The following is an 18,616-nucleotide window of genomic DNA, read 5'->3' on the forward strand; positions in this document are numbered from 1 at the left end:
AACTCGGGGAGGAGCTCACCATGCAAAGCATGTCGGCGCGCGATGCCAAGAACGCCTTCGGGCGGCTGATCGACATGGCGCGGGCCGAGCCTGTTGCCATCGAGAAGTACGGCCGGTCTGTCGTCGTGGTGCTTGCCGTTGAAGAATTCGAGCGACTGACGGCAAAGGCGAAGAAGCAGGTGGCTTCCGGGGCATCGGGCAAACGCCCGGGGCAAGAAGACTGATCAAACATAACAACAGACCGGACAAACCGGCAGGAGACTGAACGACATGGCAAGCCACTCGGACCTGGCGAACTTGATCTGGCAGATCGCGGACCTCCTGCGCGGGCCCTATCGCCCGCCGCAGTATGAGCGCGTCATGCTGCCGCTTGTCGTTCTGCGTCGCTTCGATTGCGTGCTGGCCAATACAAAGGACCAGGTTCTGGCGGAGTATGAAAAGCGAAAGGGTGGAAGGCTGGAGGACGATGCTCTCGACCGGATGCTCAACAAGGCATCCGGGCACCGCTTCCATAACCGTTCGCCGATGACGTTCCAAACGATGATCGGCGATACCCCCAACTTGGCACGCCACCTTTCGTCATACATCAGTGGCTTCTCGGCCAACGTGAGGCGCATATTCGACTTCTTCGAATTCACCAACGAAATCGAGAAGATGGACGAGGCGAACATCCTCTACCTCGTGCTGAAAGAGTTCCTGAAGGTCGATCTGCATCCAGACCGGGTAAAGAACGATCAGATGGGCCTCGTATTCGAAAACCTCATCCGACGATTCAACGAACTGGCCAATGAGACTGCGGGCGATCACTTCACGCCCCGCGAGGTGATCCACCTTATGGTCGATCTTCTTTTCATGGATGCTGACGACGTGCTCAGCAAGCCAGGCACCGTCATGCGCATGCTCGACCCGGCATGCGGCACGGGGGGCATGCTTGCTGAGGCACAGCGCTACATGCGCGATCACCACAAGGAAGCGAAGCTCTACGTCTACGGCCAGGACTATAACAAGCGCGCCTTCGCAACGGCCGCTTCCGACATGCTCATGAAGCAGGTCGACCACAACGGCGGCGGTGAGAACGTCCAGTACGGCGACAGCTTCACCGACGACAAGTTCGAAGGACAGACCTTCGACTACTTCATCGCCAACCCGCCCTTCGGCGTGGACTGGAAGAAGCAGCAGAAGGAAATCGTCCGCCGCCACGAGAAGGCCCCGCAAGACAGCCCGTGGAGCGCTGGCCTGCCGCGCGTGAACGACGGATCCTTGCTGTTCCTGCAGCACATGATCTCGAAGTTCGAGGACGTCGATCCCGAGTCGCAGAAGTATGGCTCGCGTGCAGCCATCGTGTTCTCGGGCTCACCCCTGTTCACCGGGGGTGCAGGCGGTGGCGAAAGCAACATCCGCAAGTGGATCATCGAGCGCGACATGCTCGAGGCCATCGTCGCCCTGCCGGAGCAAATGTTCTACAACACCGGGATCGGCACCTACATCTGGGTCGTCACCAACAACAAGCCCGACCATCGCAAGGGCACCATCCAACTGGTCGACGCGCGCGACATCTGGATGCCCATGGGTCGCAGCCAGGGCGACAAGCGCCGCAAGATCGGCGCGGGCAAGGCACCCGAAGGGGATGATCGCCCGGACGAGCCCGATCAGATCGCCGAGATCGTGCGCCTCTACGGCGGCTACGCCCAGAATGCCAAGTCCAAGATCTTCGACAATGCCGATTTCGGCTATACCCGCGTCACCGTCGAGCGCCCGCTGCGGCTGCGCTACAAGATGACAGTCGAGGACAAGGCCCGCTTCCTCGACGCGGCGCCGCATCTGCTCGACGACATTCAGGCGATCGACCAGGCGCTGGGGCGCGAGCCGGAACTGGATTGGAACAAGGTCTGGGCCAGCATCGAGAAGCTGTTGAAAAAGCGCGAGTCCCGCTGGCGCGCGCCCGAGGTCAGGCTGTTCCGCAACGTGTTCACCGAGAAGGATCCGGAGGCCGAGAAAGTCAGGGAAGGCAAGGGTTTCGAGGCCGACCCCGACCTGCGCGACTTCGAGAACGTGCCGCTGAAAGAGGATATCGACGCCTACTTCGCGCGCGAGGTTCTGCCGCATGTGCCCGATGCCTGGATGGACCGGAGCAAGGACAAGGTCGGCTACGAGATCAACTTCAACCGCCACTTCTATCAGATCACGCCGCCCCGCAGGTTGGTCGACATCGACGCGGACCTGAAGCAGGCGGAGGACGAAATCCTGCGGCTCTTGCGGGAGGTGACGGAATGAACGTCGTTTCTGCCACAGCCGTGCTGCCCGATCAGTGGATCCTCAAGAAGCTGAAATATGTCGCGCGGATGGCCGCCGGTGATGCGATCACGTCCGACGAAATACGCGATGAAGGTGAGTATCCCGTCTTCGGCGGAAACGGCCTTCGGGGCTATACCGACCGCTTCAACCGCGAAGGTGATTTTGTTCTCATTGGTCGGCAGGGGGCACTTTGCGGGAACATCAACTACGCTTCTGGCCAGTTCTGGGCGTCCGAGCATGCGATTGTTGCGGATGTTCAAGGCAACGCAGAAGTTCACTGGCTTGGTGAGCTCCTTACCTTCATGAACTTGAACCAATATTCGCAGTCCGCCGCGCAACCCGGGATTGCCGTTGAGGTGATTGCTAACCTTCCTGTTCCCGTTCCGCCAAGATCGACTCAGAAGGCAATTTCGCGGTTCCTTGTTGCTGAAACCGCCGAAATCGACGCGCTGATCGCTGCCAAGCAGAAGCTGCTCGACCTGATGGCCGAGAAACGGCGCGCCATCGTGGCCGAGGCCGTCATGCGCGGCCTCGACCCTTCGGTCCCGCTGCGTCCCTCCGGCATAGACTGGCTCGGCGACATTCCCGCGCATTGGGAGGCTCTTGATCTCAAATGGGTCGTTGCCCGAGTTACGTCGGGGGTGAGCGTCAATGCAACCGATCAGCCGGCACAAGGTGACGAGCTTGGTGTCCTGAAGACGAGCGCAGTGCTCGCAGGTTCCTTCTTTCCGTCGGAGAACAAGTCGGTCTGGCTTCATGAATACCAGCGCGTTTCTTGCCCCGTGTCGGCAGGTTCAATCATCGTAAGCAGAATGAACACGCCGCTACTAGTCGGGGAGTCAGGGTATGTTGAAACTGACCACCCCAACCTTTTCTTGCCCGACCGGCTTTGGAAGATCGAAACCAAGGTCAAGCGCGCTCTGCCAAGATTTGTCGCTCAGGTGCTGTCATCGCCGATGGTTAGGTCCGCCATCTCGGAAATGGCGACCGGAACGAGCGCCAGCATGAAGAATCTGTCTCAAGAGGACCTGTTGAATCTGCCGATCCCGCTGCCGCCGCTCGATGAACAGCAACAGATCGTCGAACATATCAGCACCGAAACCGCCAAGATCGACCGCCTGCGCACCGCGACCGAGAACTCCATCGCCCTGCTGAAGGAGCGCCGCGCAGCCCTGATCGCAGCCGCCGTGACCGGCCAGCTCGAAATCCCGGAGGCCGCATGAAGATCAGACAGCTCAGCGTTGCCGGACTTCGGGGGTTCGACCAGGCGACTTTCGACTTCGACCCGCAGTTCACTTTGCTGGTGGGTGTCAACGGTGTCGGCAAGAGCAGTGTGCTTGAGGCACTACGTGTGTCACTGTCCCGGGTCATGCCAAAGTTCACGGCAAGCCGTGCGGCGCCTTTGGCGTTCTCGGCTGATGATATTCGGTTGGGCGCCGCATCGTTGACCGTGGACGTCTTGTTTCGCTTTCCTGATGATGCCGAGCAGCGCTTCCTATTGCACAAGCCGCGGGAGAGGTTTGTCGAGGGCAAGGAAGGATCGGTACGCGAAGGGACCATCGAGACGCCTGAAAGGGAGGAGTTCACGCCAGCACGGCTGTCGAAACCGTATCCGGTTGGCTCCCAGCCCATTGCGGTCTATTTCGGAACGCGTCGCTCCCACCCATCCGATGAACAGATAAGGGGTGGCCGGGCGCAGTCTGGGCCCGCTTCGGCTTATGCCGATGCACTTTCCGATGTGCGGCCGCTACACCTGCGGGAGCTTGCTTCCTGGATGCTTGCGCAAGAGGCGCTTGCAGATGAACTGCCGCGGGCGGGCAGCCACCTTGAGGCTCTCAGGTCTGCAGCAGCGCGTTTCTTGCCGACCTGCACGGGCCTGAGGGCGACCAAAAGCGCGGACAAGCCGCATCTTCTGATTTCGAAGGACGGTATTGAACTCGACGTCCGATATCTCTCTGAGGGGGAGAGAGGCGTTCTTGCATTTGCGTTGGACCTGGCGAGACGTCTATCGCAAGCCAATCCGGACTTGGACGATCCCGTCAGGGACGGTATCGCAACCGTTCTGATTGATGAAATCGACATGCACATGCACCCACTCTGGCAGCGACAGATTGTATCTCTTTTGACGGAAACGTTCCGTAGCTGCCAATTTATCGCCACCACTCATTCGCCGCAGGTGATCAGCGAGACGCAGCCAGAGCGAGTTCTCCTGCTGCAAGCGGAGGGGGACCGGATCGCGTCGAGGCGATGCGGACAGGCCTACGGTCTCGACACAAACTACATTCTCGAACACTTGATGGGCACACCCGCAAGGCCAGAGCGCACGAGGCAGAGGATCGCTGCAATTGAAGCTGCTCTCGACGAAGGAGAGCTTGACCAAGCACGCACGCAGCTCGCCGAGTTGCGGAGCCTCATTCATGGCGACGATCCGACCGTTGTCGGCCTCGAGGCGACCATCAACAACCTAGAGGCGCTCGGCGATGCGGACGATCACTAAGGGAGCAGAACCGGCCGGCTTAACTGCTTGGAAGGCGCAGAACAGGGCATTGCCGAACTACTGCTATGCATCTCTCACAGCTGCACACCGGCTGTCTATCCGGACAGCACTCGTGGAAGAGCAGAAGGGTCTGTGCGCCTACACCGGGCGGCGGATCGACATTGATAGTTGCCACATCGAGCACCTCCGGCCGCAGTCGCGCTGTGCGGTTGGTGAAGACGTGGACTACCGAAACCTTGTTGCTAGCGTTCCTGCTCCGAACACGCCACAGTTGCCCTATGGCGCTCATAAGAAGGCCGATTGGCCGACTGTTGCGGATGAACACCTTTTTGTTTCGCCGCTGTCTGCTGGCTGTGCTGGACGGTTCTCATTCCGATTGAACGGAGAGGTTGAGGCCAGCACTCCTAGCGACAACGCGGCAACCCAAACAATTAATCGCCTCGGGTTGAATGACCCTGCGCTAGTCAATCTTCGAAAGGCCGCGATTGACGCAACGCTCCAGATCCGTGGGCGCGGTCCTGCCTCAATTGGCATAGCGGATGCGCGAAGGCGACTTCGGTATCTTGAAGAGGCGGAACAACAGGCTGGGGCACTTGAACCCTATTCGTTTGTTTTGATTCAGGCACTCGATCGGCAGATCCAGCGCATAGAGAAGATCAGGGGGGCGAGAGGTCGGCCATGAACCACGCCCGGCATTCAGAAGGAGCGTTCGAAACCGTCATCGAAGCCACGATGCTGGCGAATGGTGCCGTGCCGGAGCCTGCGTCGGGCTTCGACCGTGATCGCGCAATCTTTCCCGAGACCGTCCTTTCGTTCATCCGCGACACACAGCCGAAGGAATGGAAGGCTCTGGAGGCGCTCCACGGGGAAAAAACTGGCTCCCAGGTCCTTGCCGATCTGACCAAGTGGATGGACCGGGAGGGCTCGCTGGCCACCTTGCGCCACGGCTTCAAGTGCTACGGAAAGACCCTGCGGGTGGCATTCTTCAAGGCGGCGCATGGGCTGAACCCGGAGCTGGAAGCTCGCTACGCCGCCAACCGGGTCGGTCTCACGCGGCAATTGCACTTCTCGAGGACCTCCGAAAAATCCCTGGACGTTGCACTGAGCGTGAATGGCATTCCAGTTGTGTCGGTCGAACTCAAGAACCCGATGAGCGGACAGACGGTCGAACACGCCTTGCACCAGTACCGCCATGATCGTGACCCGCGCGAACCGATCTTTGAGTTCAAGCGGCGCATGCTGGTCCACTTTGCGGCTGACACGGACACGGTGTTCATGACCACGCGGCTTGCAGGTGCGGCCACCCATTTCCTGCCCTTCAATAAGGGCAACAACGGTGGCGCAGGTAATGCGCCCGACCCCAAGGGGAGGAGCTACCGAACGGCATATCTGTGGGAAGAGGTGCTGCAACGAGACAGCCTGCTCGACCTCCTCGCGCGCTTCATTCATCTCCAGGTCGAGGAGAAGCGCGACGACCAGGGTCGAAAGGTCAAGAAGGAAACGATGATCTTTCCGCGGTACCACCAGCTTGAAGCGGTCCGCTCGTTGGTCGACCAGGCATTGAGAGAAGGGGTGGGCAACAACTATCTGATCGAACACTCGGCCGGCAGCGGAAAGAGCAACACCATCGGCTGGCTGACGCACAGGCTCGCATCGCTGCATGACGAAGCGAACGTGCGGGTTTTCGACAGCGTGATCGTCATCACTGACCGCGTTGTCCTGGACAAGCAGCTCCAGGACACGATTTACCAGTTCGAACACAAGCACGGCGTCGTCCAGAAGATTGACGAGGATTCGCGCCAGCTGGCGGAAGCACTCGAAAGTGCCGTGCCGATCATCATCACCACGCTTCAGAAGTTTCCATTCGTCTCGCGTCAGTTGGCCAAGATCGCCGAGGAGCGAGGCGACGCCGAAGGAGGTGTGCTGAAGATGCGCCGGTGTGCGGTGATCATAGATGAGGCACACAGCTCGCAGGGCGGCGAGACAGCAACCGACCTGAAGGAAGTTCTCGGCGGGCAGGGCCTTCGCGAAGAGGCTGCGCGAGCCAGGTCGGCGAACGACGAAGACGACATGGACGAGCTATATCGGTCGATGGCGAAACGCGGCAGGCAGGCAAACCTCAGTTTCTTCGCGTTTACTGCTACGCCAAAGCACAAGACGCTCAAGGTATTCGGGCGCGACGGCAAACCCGCCCACCGCTACACAATGCGCCAAGCGATAGAGGAAGGCTTCATCCTCGACGTCCTAAAGCACTACACGACGTACGCCACCTATTTCCAGCTGCTCAAGGCGAGCGAGGATGATCCGAACGTCGAGCGGAAGAAGGCAGCACGCGCCCTCGCGCGGTTCCTTAAGCTTCATCCGCACAACATCGCTCAGAAAACCGAAGTGATGATTGAGCACTTCCACGCCGCAACGCAGCACAAGATCGGTGGCCGCGCCAAAGCCATGGTGGTGACGGGTTCCCGCCTCGAGGCCGTTCGTTACAAGCAGAGTTTCGATCGCTACGTGAAGGAGAAGGGCTACGCCATCAAATCGCTGGTGGCATTCTCAGGCGTAGTCACGGACGACAAGCTGAAGGACGTCACCTACACCGAGGAAGGCATGAATCTCGGCGTCCGTGAGAAGGAACTGCCGGAGGTTTTTGCGACGCAGGAATACCAGGTGTTGCTCGTCGCCGAGAAGTACCAAACGGGCTTCGATCAACCCTTGCTGCACACGATGTATGTGGACCGGCGGCTTGCTGGCATCCAGGCGGTGCAGACGCTTTCTCGCCTGAACAGAATCCACCCCCTGAAGGAAGACACGTTCGTCCTCGATTTCGTCAACGAGCGCGATGAAATCCGCGAGGCGTTCAAGACCTACTTCGAAGGCGCTGAGGTCGGCGAGGATGTCGATCCGGCCAGGATGTATGAGATCAAGAGCGAACTGGATGCCGAGGGCATCTATGTCGTCGCGGACCTGGACCGTTTCAGCGCCGTCTATTTCAAGCCGCGCCAACGCCAGAGCCCAAACGACCATCAGTTAATGAATGCCGCACTTGATCCTTGCGTGGCCCGCTTCAAGGAGACACAGGAGGAGAAGCCCGACGAGGCCGAGCTGTGGCGCGGCAAGTTGATGGCCTTTTGTAGTCTCTACGGATTCCTCAGCCAGATCATTCCCTATCAGGACACCGACCTCGAACGCCTCTATGTTTTCCTGCGCCACCTCGCGACTAAACTGCCAAAGCGGGGCGCCGGGCCGTCCTATCAGTTCGATGACGAAGTGCGGCTTGAATATTACCGTCTTCAGAAGATCAGCGAAGGCTCGATCAGCCTGAATGATGGCCAAGCCAACCGGCTCGATGGCCCATCCGAGGTCGGAACCGGTGTCCTCCACGAGGAAGCGGTGCCGCTCTCGCGACTCATTGATGTCGTCAACGACCGGTTCGGCACCGACTTCAATCAGGCCGACCAGTTGTTCTTCGATCAGATCGTGGAAGCGGCGATCTCGGATGCAGCCTTGAGGCAGGCGGCAGCTGTAAATCCAGGCGACAAGTTTGAACTCGTTTTCAAGAACCTGCTCGAAACACTGTTCGTTGAACGCATGGATCAGAACGAAGAGATCTTCGCTCGGTTCATGAATGACAAGTCGTTCCAGAAAGTCGTGACTGGTTGGCTGTCATCGGAAGCCTATCGCAAGCTCAATACCACGGCTGAGGCCCAGAACAGCGAGAACCGTGCTACTTCCCAGCCTAACCGTCCGTGAAAGGCGTTCCCAAGTTGAAGCCTCGTTCGATCAACATCTTCCTACTTGATGGCGACCCAAACGGTATTCGGGTCGCACAGATTTCTATGTCGACCATTCAAGCAATTGCCTGTCGAAGGAATCAGCTTCGGCGAGTAAGGGAGGCATTTCCGGAGATTGAGCGTCCTGGTTTTTACCTACTCATTGGCTCAGACGAAAACGAACCCGACAAGCTGATCGCCTATATCGGCGAGTCTGAGGGTATTGGCTCGCGGCTTTACACCCATAATTCGAATGACGCTGGACGGGATCCGAAGGCCTACTGGACCGATACCGTGGTGCTCATCAGCAAAGATGAAAATCTAACCAAAAGCCATGCACGATATGTGGAAGCTTGCCTCATCCGTGCGGTTGGGGGCAATCCACGGTGGCATGTCCCGAACAGCAAACGTCCTTCCGAAGATGCTGGCAAGCTCCCGCTGCCCGACAGGGCGGCCATGGAGGAATTCGTCGACCAGACCAAGACACTTGTCGGTGCGCTTGGGTGGGATCTGTTCCGCGAGATGCGCGGCAGGGCAGCTGAACCGCTGGAACAACTGACTACGTCGGCAGACGAACCGAGCCCGGTTTTCTTTTTCAGGGGGGAAGGATTCTCTGCGGAAATGGTGATCTCTCAATCGGGCGACTTCGTCGTGAAGGCAGGTTCCAAGGCGCGCGCACGCACTACGCCTACTATCCCCAAGGGCACTCTTGCGCTTCGGGAGACGCTTCTGAAGTCGGGCGTCCTTCGCTTTGACGCCAGCACGTTGGTCTTCGCGAGCGATTACAGTTTCACCTCAGCTTCGGCAGCTGCAGCAACGGTGATTGGAGCCAGCGCGAACGGACGCATACTGTGGAAGCTTGCAGACGGGAGGTGCTACGCTGACTGGGAGGCAGAGGGCACACTGCCTCAAGGCGAGCCTGTGGCGAACGTATGAAGAGGAGTTGGATCCCGGTCCGCTCTGCCATGCGCATGGAATCCGATAACAGTTGCCGCAGGGATTGCGCATTAAGTCATCAAAATCAGCGGGTTAACTCGCTGAACCATACGGGCCTAGTTGACAGGTCCGGAGAATATCTGTCGTGAGAGACCGACTTCGGCCCTGCTGGCACTTGGGCCGGTTGACAGCCCCACCCGCATAACCCCCGAAAACAACGGAAAAATCCGGCCGTAGCCGGATGGGGAGAACGCTTTCGCGAAGGCAAGTGGCGGAGGGGATGGGCCTGATATCCAACCTTCTCCATGTCGGAAACGAGTTGGAGAGTCGTCGCGTTCAACCGGCGCGCCGCGGGATCTTCCTGCGGTAGGCATGCCGTTGGACGGGAGCAACGATGCTGGCGGCCGTCGCGACCTGATCTCGTGACGTTGGCTTGGCTTTGCCGCGCCTGATAGGGTCCCTCAGCAAGCGCAGGCCGTTGAGCACCACCAGAACCGTTCCGCCTTCGCGACCGATCACGGCGAGCGGTAGGGGAAGCTCGAAGAACAGGCCGCCCGTGACAAGGATCGCCATCGCACCCATGGCGAAGGCGAGGTTCTGCCGGATGATCCGCGAGGTGCGGCGCGCCAGGCGATGGGCTTCCGCAAGACGCCCCATATCCTCCGAAAGAAGAGCCACGTCCGCCGCCTGCAGTGCGACGTCCGACCCGGCGGCGCCCATAGCGATACCCACATCGGCGCGAGCCAGGGCCGCTGCGTCATTGACGCCATCGCCGACGAAGGCGACCTTGCCGCGGGCAGCCAGTTCGCCAGCCATCCGGACCTTGTCCTCCGGAAGCATGTCGGCGTGGATTTCCTCGGGCCTCAGGCCAAGCTCTTCGCCTATGCCCGTGCGCCGTCATTGGAAAAGGTGATTGCCGCCGGCGCCGATTTCATCGTCCGCTCAGGTTGGCGCACCATACGCATCGTCATTATGGATGGCCATCCGGTCGACTGGAATGCCGTTTATGCGCCGATGCGGATTGGCCAAGTCCGCGAGATCGATGTCTTCATCGAACACTCTGGCCACAAGCAGAAGGGACGCGGCAAGCCTCTGTTTCAGGCAAGGCTCATCATCAAACGGAAAGATGCCGAAGCGGCGGAACGCTCCTTGAAGTCGGCAATAAGTAGACATCAGCGCCGCCGTTCCAGTCAGGTCATGCTGCCGACAACCGTCGCGGCGACGGGGTTCGTCATGTTGCTGACGTCGATCCCGGCAGCCGACATGACGGCTAAAGCCGTTCTGGACGTCTATCGGCTGCGCTGGCAGATCGAACTCGCCTTCAAGCGTCTCAAGAGTGGTCTTGGCATCCACAAGCTTCCGGCCAGGGACGTGCGATTGGCCAGAACCTGGCTGACGGCGCATCTTATCCTGGCGCTGATGATCGAAGAGGCCGTCACCGACGTTCTCGACTCTCCCCCCTGCGACGACGAAACCGTGGTCAACCAGGCCCATGTCGCTGTGGCGGCTGCATAGCCTCCTACGGCATGCGATCCTCACCGTTATCTTGACGGTGCGAACGGCGAGCGAAATCTCGAACAGCTTCGCCGGCATCATGCGCCACATTTGCGATCCACCGAGACGCAGGAAGAACCAGGCTGCTGATGCAAGGAATGCAACCATCCCCTTGACTTAACGCTTGTGGGGCATGGCCTTCCCTTTCGTAGGTAGTTTGCGGAGGGGTGTCAATCAGGCGACAGATCCGGATGACGCTGGACCCGACTGCACCGGGCTGAAGACCTGCACCGATCGCGGGCACGCCGCTATGCTGGCGGGACAATCACGGCTCCGGGACAATCAGCCTGTCATGCGCTTCGTCGCCGATCAACAGGCGTTCGAGGAGGGCTGTCAGGAATGCGGCTCCGACCGCTCCGACAAGCGTGAGCACGATGCGCAGCGTGCTGGCCGAAACCGGGTTCTGCGTCGACAACGCGCCGGCCACGAGCGAGATCATGACCGAGAAAGCGAACTGGTAGACCATCGGCGGATGGGAGCCGTTCATCATCCGGCTCGCGAGAAAGAGACCACCCAGGAACACAAGGATCAGCAGGACGGGAAAGTGCGCCATGTAGTCGAAGGAATAGAGGATGGCGAACGAGATCGCCGCGCCAATCATCGTGGCGAGAGTACGTTCCCACGCCTCGGCATAGAGCTGTTCGCGTGTCGGAAATACCAGCACGAAGACGGCGGCGACGGCGAGCATCAGATTGGCCGCATCGAGAACGGCATAGAGCCAGAACGACAGGAGCAGCAGGACGCCGCCCCGGATGAATGCGCGCAGCACGTGATGGCCTTCGCTGGCCGGCTGGTAGATCTCGACCATCATTTCCTTCGCACGCGGCGGGAACACAGCGTAGAGAAGGGGTATGGCGACAAGGGCGCACAGGCTCGCCTCGATGAAGCCGTCGCGCATGTAGTCCATCATCACGGCGGACGACATGCGCATGACGGACATCAGAACCGCGACGATCGCGACCAGCATGCCGATCGGGTTGCCGGTGCTGAGGATGATGTAATAGGACAGAACGCACAGCGCGCCCGTCAGCGTGATGAGAACCAGCGGCATCGGCCGCGCCAATTCCACCAGCCCGGATATCAAGATCACCATGATGATCATCGCCACAGGCCCGCCGACCGCCTTCTTCGGATCGAACGCCTTGCGCATGCCGGCCATCAGGCCGACGATCAGCGCCGGGGGCAACATCGGCATCGGTGACTGAAGCAGGATCGCCAGGCCGAAGCCGACGACCGCCGCGCTCGACAGCCGGACCGCGAACAGCGGATCGTCATCGACATGCGGGCGCGGTGCGACATACATGGATCGACCTCAATACAGATAGGATAGCCAGGACTGTATCTTGAGAAGTGTCGAGGCCACGCCCGAGATCGGCGTTCCGGTCCCTCCCGCATAGACGACGACGCTGACCTTGGCGCCTGCCTTGACGGTCAATGGCCACGCCTGCATGCCGCCCTCAAGCTCGATGTGGACCGGCATGCGGCGGGCCGGCTCGAACCACTGGTTTTCCGGACGGTTCTGCATCAGGCCGCCGGCCGAGGTGCGGCCCGGATCGATACCCCATGCGATCGAATGGACGCGCCCCCTGAAGGTCTGGCCCGGCATGGCGTCGAACAGGATTTCCACTTCGTCGCCGGGTTCGATGTTGCCGATCTGGTTCTCACGCAGATCGGCGGTGATCCACGCTCCGCGCGAATCGAAGAAGGTCATTACGGGCGAGCCCGCCGCCGCGAACTGACCGATGGCAAGTTGCAGGTTGGTGACGACGCCACGGGTCGGCGCGGTGACGGTCGAATAGAGAAGGTTGAGCTGCGCCTGCTCCAGTTGGAGTTGCGCCGCCATGATCTGCGGATTTGACGCGCCGCCGTCCTTGCCCAGTTGCAGCAGGGCGCTTTGCAGGTCGGCCTCGGCGGCTTCGAGTTGGGCTTCGGCGACACGCAACTCGGCCCTTGCGTTGTCGACCTGCGCCTGGGTCACCACTCCTCGCTCGAAGAGCGACGCGGTCCGGTTGGCGGCGGTGCGCGCGTTCTCGAGACTGGCCCGCGCCTGGGACACGCGTGCCTGAGACGAGGCGATCGCCGCTGCCGAGGCGTCAGTCGCCTGAACGGCCTGCGCCAGACCAACCTCCGCCTGACGGACCGCCAGTTCGAATGGACGGCGGTCGAGCTGGAACAGCGGCTCGTCCTGATCGACGATCGTGTTGTCCTCGACGAAGACTTCGGTCACCTGCCCGGCGACCCTCGGGGCAATCTGCGCAACATAGGCCGACACCGTGCCTCTCGACGAATAGGGCGCGAGCCGGTCCGAGACCGCATACCAACTGACGAACACCGCCAGGACAACCACGAGCAGCGCCGCGATTTTCTTTGCGGGGTTTCCTCGATTTCCGGGCAACGGCTCCGCATTGGGAGCAGCTTCGTCCTCGAGGGTGACGGGAGCCGATTCAGGCTCCGGCTCACTTGCATCTTGCCTGGTGACCAGTGGTGTCGCCGGCGCGTGTTCAACGTCACCGGCATCGTCTCCAGGCTGTGGGGTCCTCTCGGTTGTCATGCGGAACAATCCATCTGGCGCTGTGGGCAAGTCGGCATTATATGTGCTGTCAAGTAACTCTATGGTAGAGCCATATAGATGCAACGGCACGACATGACAAGGGCAGCGGATTCCCGATTGGAAAAGGAGCAACAGTTGCGGCGCGATTTGCGGTCGGTGCTTCGCAAGGTGCTAAGGCTGGACGCCACCGTCGCACGCAGGCTGGGTATCCACGGAACCGATCTCGCTTCGCTGGAATTGCTGGAGACGGCCGACGAGCCGGTGACGCCGACAATGCTGTCGGACTATCTCGGCATCTCGACCGGCTCGGCGACCGCGGCGATCGACCGGCTGGAACGGGCGGGCTTCGTCCGGCGCGTTCCCAACAGCCACGACCGGCGCGGCATCATCATCGAACCCGTAGAGGGCCAGCAGGAGCGGTTGCTTTCGGCATACCATCAGCTCCGGTCGCGCTATGCCGAATTGATCGAAGGCATTTCCGACGACGAACTCGACGTGATCAACCGCTTCCTCAAGGGGATAGAGCGGATAGAACTGTCCTGAAACCCGGATTCGACAGTTTCGCCGCAGATGGAAAGACACGCCGCCGCATGCGCACGCCGGTCTCCCGCGCCGTCGCTTCGAGATCAACGGATTGCGACAGCCGCGTTATCAGAGACTGCCAGTCCGATCAGGGCCTGCCAGTTAATGTTTATGGAATCGGTCGTTCGCATCTGCCCGAGGAATTGCATCATGATTCCAAGTGCCCACCCTTAAGTTAGCGCCTATGGGGATGCCCCCCCCCCCGCAGCCATCAACAAAAAGCCCGGCGTGGCCGGGCTCGGGCAGTCGATCAGGAGAATCGGATATTGAGGCGATAGCGGCCGCGGCGGTCGGACTGGATCAGCTTGCGCCATTCAGGCTGCGTCTTGAACAGGTCCGACATGCGCGTGCAGGAGGAGCCGGCCTCGGCCAGCACCATCTTCCCATGCCGCCATGGCAATTCGCTCGAGGCGGCATCATGGAGAATGCGCACCACGCGCGCCTGGATCGGCCCGAGCAGGAAGGTCCGTTCGCCCAGAATGATCTCGCTGAACTCGTGGCGTTGCTGGAAGACGGTCTCGGATGTCCGTCTTCTGCCGCCCAGCCCATGCCTGGCCTCGGCGCGATGGCGCTCCTCGCGCCGAACGACCAGTTCTTCCTTATGCACCAGGATCCCGTCCTCGGGCTTCAGCACGACGCAATAGCGATCCTTGGGAGCGTCGAAGTGAGAGACCCGGATCGATCCCTCATGGAACAGGCGGTAGACATCATGGGTGCGAAGATCCTGAAGCCCATGGAATGGCGACCGATCCTCGGGAATGGTGAACCACTGTCTGTCGTCTTCCACCTCGTAGCTGCCCTGCTCGAGGAGGGCGCCATAAAGGCGGACCGAGACCTTCAACAGGCCGTTCTCGGCGAGATAGGCCAGATCGCGTGAGAATGGCGGTGCGAAATTAGTCCACGTTAGCGGCGGCATGGTGCTGCTGCGGGCGGCGTAAAAGTCGTCCACCTTTTCCCTTTCTGCGGCTGCAGGGAGGATGGGAGGATCTACAGCGTGGAACTCTATCTCAAGGTTCGTCAGGCCTGTGCTGCTGGTATGAGCCAGCGTCAGGCGGCGACGGAATTCAACATATCGCCGCGCGACACGGTCGCGAAGATGATGACGTTCTCGGTTCCTCCGGGCTACCGGCGGACGGCCGAGGTCAAGCGCCCGAAGCTTGATCCGTTCATCCCGATCATCGAGGATTGGCTGGAGGCGGACCGGACCATGCCGCGCAAGCAGCGGCATACGGCGAAGCGGGTGTTTGACCGGCTTCGCGAGGAATGCGGGTTCACCGGGGGCTACACGATCATCAAGGATTATATCCGGGAACGTAAGCGTCGGGGCCAGGAGGTATTTGTGCCGCTGGCGCATCCCCCGGGGCACGCGCAGGCCGACTTCGGCGAGGCAATGGTTCGGATCGGAGGTGTCGAACAGAAGGCGCATTTCTTCGTGCTGGACTTGCCGCATAGCGACGCCTGCTACGTCCGTGCCTATCCGGCGGCGGTTGCCGAGGCCTGGGTGGACGGTCATGTCCATGCCTTTGCCTTTTTTGGGGCGGTTCCGCAGTCGATCGTCTACGACAATGACCGCTGCCTGGTGGCGAAGATCCTGCCGGATGACACCCGCAAGCGGGCGGCGCTGTTCAGCGGGTTTCTGTCGCATTACCTGATCCGGGATCGCTATGGCCGCCCTGGCAAGGGGAACGACAAAGGCAATGTCGAAGGCTTGGTGGGCTATTGCCGCCGCAACTTCTTGGTGCCGATGCCTGAGTTCGCCAGTTGGGAAGAATTCAACCTCTGGCTGGAGGAGCGTTGCAAGCGGCGTCAGCACGATGTCCTTCGCGGCGAGAGCGAAACGATCGGCGAGCGACTGCAGCGCGATCTCGCCGCGATGCGCCCGCTCCCGGCGGCGCCCTTTGATGCCTGCGATCAAGCGACCGGCCGCGTGTCGTCGCAATCGCTGGTGCGCTACAAGACCAACGACTATTCGGTGCCTGTCGCTTACGGCCATCAGGATGTCTGGATCCGGGGCTATATCCATGAGGTGGTGATCGGCTGCCGGGGCGAAGTGATCGCCCGCCATCCCCGGTGCTGGGATCGCGACGAGATCGTCTTCGACCCGCTCCATTACCTTCCGCTGATCGAGCAGAAGATCAATGCGTTGGATCAGGCGGCACCATTGCAGGACTGGGACCTGCCAGAGGAGTTCGCCACCCTGCGCCGGCTGATGGAGGCACGGATGAACCGGCACGGCCGACGCGAATATGTCCAGGTCCTGCGGCTTCTGGAAACCTTCGATCTGGCCGATCTGCATGCGGCCGTGAGGCAGGCGCTGCAGATGGGGGCGATCGGCTTCGATGCGGTGAAGCATCTCTTGTTGTGCCGGGTGGAGCGCCGGCCACCCCGGCTGGATCTGGACTGCTATCCCTACCTGCCCAGGGCCAGGGTCGAGAAGACCGAGGCCCGCTCCTACATGCGGCTGCTGTCTGTCAATGCGGAGGGCGTGGCATGAGCGACGCCCCGGAAATCCTGCTTGCCCATCACCTCAAGACGCTGAAACTGCCGACCTTCCTACGAGAACACCAGAAACTGGCCCGGCAATGTGCGGCGGAAGGCGTGGACCATGTCCGATATCTCGCCCGGCTCGTCGAACTGGAACTGATCGATCGGGAACGGCGGATGGTCGAGCGGCGCATCAAGGCCGCCAGGTTCCCGGCCGTCAAAAGCCTGGACAGCTTCGACTTCACGGCCATCCCGAAGCTCAACAAGATGCAGGTGCTGGAACTGGCCCGGTGCGAATGGATCGAGCGGCGCCAGAACATTATTGCTCTCGGCCCCAGTGGCACGGGCAAGACGCACATCTCGCTCGGCCTTGGTCTGGCCGCCTGCCAGAAGGGCCTGTCCGTCGGCTTCACCACCGCCGCGGCCCTGGTCAGCGAGATGATGGAGGCCCGCGACGAGCGCCGTTTGCTCCGCCTTCAGAAGCAGATGGCCGGATACAAGCTTCTCATCATCGACGAACTCGGCTTCGTGCCCTTGTCGAAAACCGGCGCCGAACTCCTGTTCGAGCTGATCTCGCAACGCTACGAGCGCGGATCGACCCTGATCACCAGCAATCTGCCTTTTGACGAATGGACCGAGACATTCGGCTCCGAACGCCTCACCGGCGCGCTTCTCGACAGGCTGACCCACCACGTCAGCATTCTCGAAATGAATGGCCAGAGCTATCGTCTCGCCCAAAGCCGCGCCCGAAAGGCCGGCTGACCCCTTTCAAAAAATACCAACGGCACAAGCACGGAACTCTGGTCGGGCTACGCCCTCCCGACGTTCCGTGCTTGTGCCGCTAACTGGCAGACTTTTGCGCCGCCGCGTGGCCGGGTTTTACTCCGCCGTTGACAGCCAAGACCTCGCGCGCCGGCGGGGTCTCGGCCACGAAGGGAACGGCACGCACCGGGAACCGCTCGCCCCACTGGCGTGCCGGCCCGAGATCGACATGGATGAACCCCGATCTCGGGTAGAAGCCGAAGCCGAGGAATCCGACCTCGCGCGCCGCGGCCTCGAAAGCCACCGGGTCGTGGTTCGCCATGGCGATATCGAAGGCGGCGCCGTCGAGGTGCTTCGATCGGGTCGCGCCGCCCACGGCGCGGTTGTGCTCGGGGCTGCGATAGGCGGAACGCACGATCAGCGGCTTGCCGAGCCGGTCGCGCAGCGCCTGCAGCTTGTCGAGCGCAGGTTCGTTGATGAGCAGCTTGCCAGTGCCCCTGCATGCGATTTCGGCCGGGCTGAAGTTCGGCCAGCGCCAGGTGCTCTCCGGCACGTCGCGCCAGTGGCGGTGGAAAGTCGTGGTCATGGGGTCCTCCAGAAAAGAGTTTCCGGCCCCTCGCAGGGCTCGGTGCGTTCGCCGCTCGGGAAGGTCCACTGGACCTTCCCGTCTGCCTGCCAAGCAGACCACGGCTCACCCCGCCACGAGGGCGGGTGCGGTTGGGCTGATGGGTTTGGGTGTTGAGCGGCTACGGGCCGCCGCCGAAGATCTTCAGCTTGATGGCGATGCCCGCGAGCAGCGCCAGCATGACGGCGGTGGTGATCATGCGGACGGCGGTCTGCATGGCGGTGCGGCGCACCAGCCGGATGCAATCGACCAAGGATCGCAGGTCGCGGATGTCGAGCGCGGCCTCGTCGCCGTCGAGCCCGACATCCGCGAGCGCGCGCTTCGCGCCTTCCTCGGCCGCCCGGGTCAGGATCGCCTCGAACTCGGCGTCGGGCATGCGCACGAAGCCCTCGGATCGGGGTGGGTTCATCGGGTCCTCCTTCCGCCGCTCAGCCGACCTTGCAGCCCCAGAAGGACGTGTGGTCGGCGGCGAAGTAGCCGTCCGCGACCCGGAAATACCCCTGCAGCTCGACGGTGTCGCCCGCGGTCAGCGGCACCATGGTCTGCAGCCAGATCGCGGTGGC

General features: G+C 61.2%; 15 protein-coding genes and 3 pseudogenes. 11 read left to right on the forward strand and 7 right to left on the reverse strand.

Translation table 11 applies throughout. The features are described from left to right. The first annotated feature begins 20 nt into the window (after positions 1-20). The 7 genes from BLW17_RS16860 to BLW17_RS16890 are packed head-to-tail and all read left to right on the forward strand — an operon-like array spanning position 21 to position 9,495. Positions 21-224 (forward strand): type II toxin-antitoxin system Phd/YefM family antitoxin, encoded by a 204-nt coding sequence (locus BLW17_RS16860; RefSeq protein WP_036732765.1) that lies wholly within the window; start codon positions 21-23, stop codon positions 222-224. A gap of 46 nt (positions 225-270) precedes the next feature. After that, on the forward strand, positions 271-2,274 hold the full coding sequence (locus BLW17_RS16865; protein ID WP_036732767.1) for a type I restriction-modification system subunit M: 2,004 nt from the start codon (positions 271-273) through the stop codon (positions 2,272-2,274). Continuing rightward, a complete protein-coding gene (locus BLW17_RS16870) occupies positions 2,271-3,518 on the forward strand; it encodes a restriction endonuclease subunit S (protein WP_074827091.1) in 1,248 nt (415 codons plus the stop codon). The genes BLW17_RS16865 and BLW17_RS16870 overlap by 4 nt, the downstream gene beginning before the upstream one ends. After that, on the forward strand, positions 3,515-4,792 hold the full coding sequence (locus tag BLW17_RS16875; protein ID WP_036732769.1) for an AAA family ATPase: 1,278 nt from the start codon (positions 3,515-3,517) through the stop codon (positions 4,790-4,792). The genes BLW17_RS16870 and BLW17_RS16875 overlap by 4 nt, the downstream gene beginning before the upstream one ends. Continuing rightward, entirely contained in the window at positions 4,776-5,474 is a 699-nt protein-coding gene (locus BLW17_RS16880) for a retron system putative HNH endonuclease (protein WP_074827094.1), read from the forward strand. The genes BLW17_RS16875 and BLW17_RS16880 overlap by 17 nt, the downstream gene beginning before the upstream one ends. After that, the gene (locus BLW17_RS16885) at positions 5,471-8,539 is read left to right on the forward strand and encodes a type I restriction endonuclease subunit R (protein ID WP_036732771.1); all 3,069 of its coding nucleotides are present in this window, start codon (positions 5,471-5,473) and stop codon (positions 8,537-8,539) included. Before BLW17_RS16880 ends, BLW17_RS16885 begins: the two co-directional genes overlap by 4 nt. A gap of 14 nt (positions 8,540-8,553) precedes the next feature. Next, positions 8,554-9,495 carry a GIY-YIG nuclease family protein gene (locus BLW17_RS16890; RefSeq protein WP_074827095.1) on the forward strand — a complete coding sequence of 314 codons (942 nt, stop codon included), beginning with the start codon at positions 8,554-8,556 and terminating at the stop codon, positions 9,493-9,495. Positions 9,496-9,831: 336 nt separating this feature from the next. Here the strand turns inward: BLW17_RS16890 and BLW17_RS16895 are convergent. Then, positions 9,832-10,380, reverse strand: a pseudogene (locus BLW17_RS16895) (HAD-IC family P-type ATPase); the annotation flags it as partial. A 129-nt stretch (positions 10,381-10,509) separates the two neighbouring features. Between BLW17_RS16895 and BLW17_RS16900 the strand changes: the two are divergent. Then, positions 10,510-11,010 carry a transposase gene (locus BLW17_RS16900; RefSeq protein WP_231572757.1) on the forward strand — a complete coding sequence of 167 codons (501 nt, stop codon included), beginning with the start codon at positions 10,510-10,512 and terminating at the stop codon, positions 11,008-11,010. Positions 11,011-11,314: 304 nt separating this feature from the next. On the opposite strand, the gene BLW17_RS16905 is transcribed toward BLW17_RS16900, so the two are convergent. Then, complete coding sequence (locus BLW17_RS16905) at positions 11,315-12,352, reverse strand: FUSC family protein (protein WP_036732773.1); 1,038 nt, start codon at positions 12,350-12,352, stop codon at positions 11,315-11,317. 9 nt (positions 12,353-12,361) lie between these two features. Continuing rightward, positions 12,362-13,600 carry an HlyD family secretion protein gene (locus BLW17_RS16910; RefSeq protein WP_081969108.1) on the reverse strand — a complete coding sequence of 413 codons (1,239 nt, stop codon included), beginning with the start codon at positions 13,598-13,600 and terminating at the stop codon, positions 12,362-12,364. 117 nt (positions 13,601-13,717) lie between these two features. Here BLW17_RS16910 and BLW17_RS16915 point away from each other — a divergent pair, with 117 nt between their 5' ends. Continuing rightward, positions 13,718-14,143, forward strand: a complete 426-nt coding sequence (locus tag BLW17_RS16915) for a MarR family winged helix-turn-helix transcriptional regulator (protein ID WP_161596482.1) — start codon at positions 13,718-13,720, stop codon at positions 14,141-14,143. A gap of 289 nt (positions 14,144-14,432) precedes the next feature. Here the strand turns inward: BLW17_RS16915 and BLW17_RS16920 are convergent, their stop codons facing one another. Continuing rightward, the gene (locus BLW17_RS16920; protein WP_036732777.1) at positions 14,433-15,131 is read right to left on the reverse strand and encodes a hypothetical protein; all 699 of its coding nucleotides are present in this window, start codon (positions 15,129-15,131) and stop codon (positions 14,433-14,435) included. Between the two features lie 45 nt (positions 15,132-15,176). On the opposite strand from BLW17_RS16920, the gene istA reads away from it, so the two are divergent. Both istA and istB read left to right on the forward strand, forming a co-directional pair. Further along, entirely contained in the window at positions 15,177-16,676 is a 1,500-nt protein-coding gene (gene istA / locus BLW17_RS16925; RefSeq protein ID WP_028720245.1) for an IS21-like element ISPve1 family transposase, read from the forward strand. Then, the gene (gene istB, locus BLW17_RS16930; RefSeq protein WP_028720244.1) at positions 16,673-17,428 is read left to right on the forward strand and encodes an IS21-like element ISPve1 family helper ATPase IstB; all 756 of its coding nucleotides are present in this window, start codon (positions 16,673-16,675) and stop codon (positions 17,426-17,428) included. The genes istA and istB overlap by 4 nt, the downstream gene beginning before the upstream one ends. A gap of 100 nt (positions 17,429-17,528) precedes the next feature. Here istB and BLW17_RS16935 read toward each other — a convergent pair. The 3 genes and pseudogenes from BLW17_RS16935 to BLW17_RS19010 form a co-directional block, all read right to left on the reverse strand. Continuing rightward, positions 17,529-18,014: pseudogene (locus BLW17_RS16935) on the reverse strand (YcbK family protein); the annotation flags it as partial. 160 nt (positions 18,015-18,174) lie between these two features. Beyond that, on the reverse strand, positions 18,175-18,462 hold the full coding sequence (locus BLW17_RS16940) for a DUF6127 family protein (protein ID WP_028720243.1): 288 nt from the start codon (positions 18,460-18,462) through the stop codon (positions 18,175-18,177). A gap of 19 nt (positions 18,463-18,481) precedes the next feature. Then, positions 18,482-18,616 (reverse strand): annotated as a pseudogene (locus tag BLW17_RS19010) (DUF2793 domain-containing protein); the annotation flags it as partial.

It is taken from the genome of Paracoccus sanguinis (assembly GCF_900106665.1).
GTDB lineage: Bacteria > Pseudomonadota > Alphaproteobacteria > Rhodobacterales > Rhodobacteraceae > Paracoccus > Paracoccus panacisoli.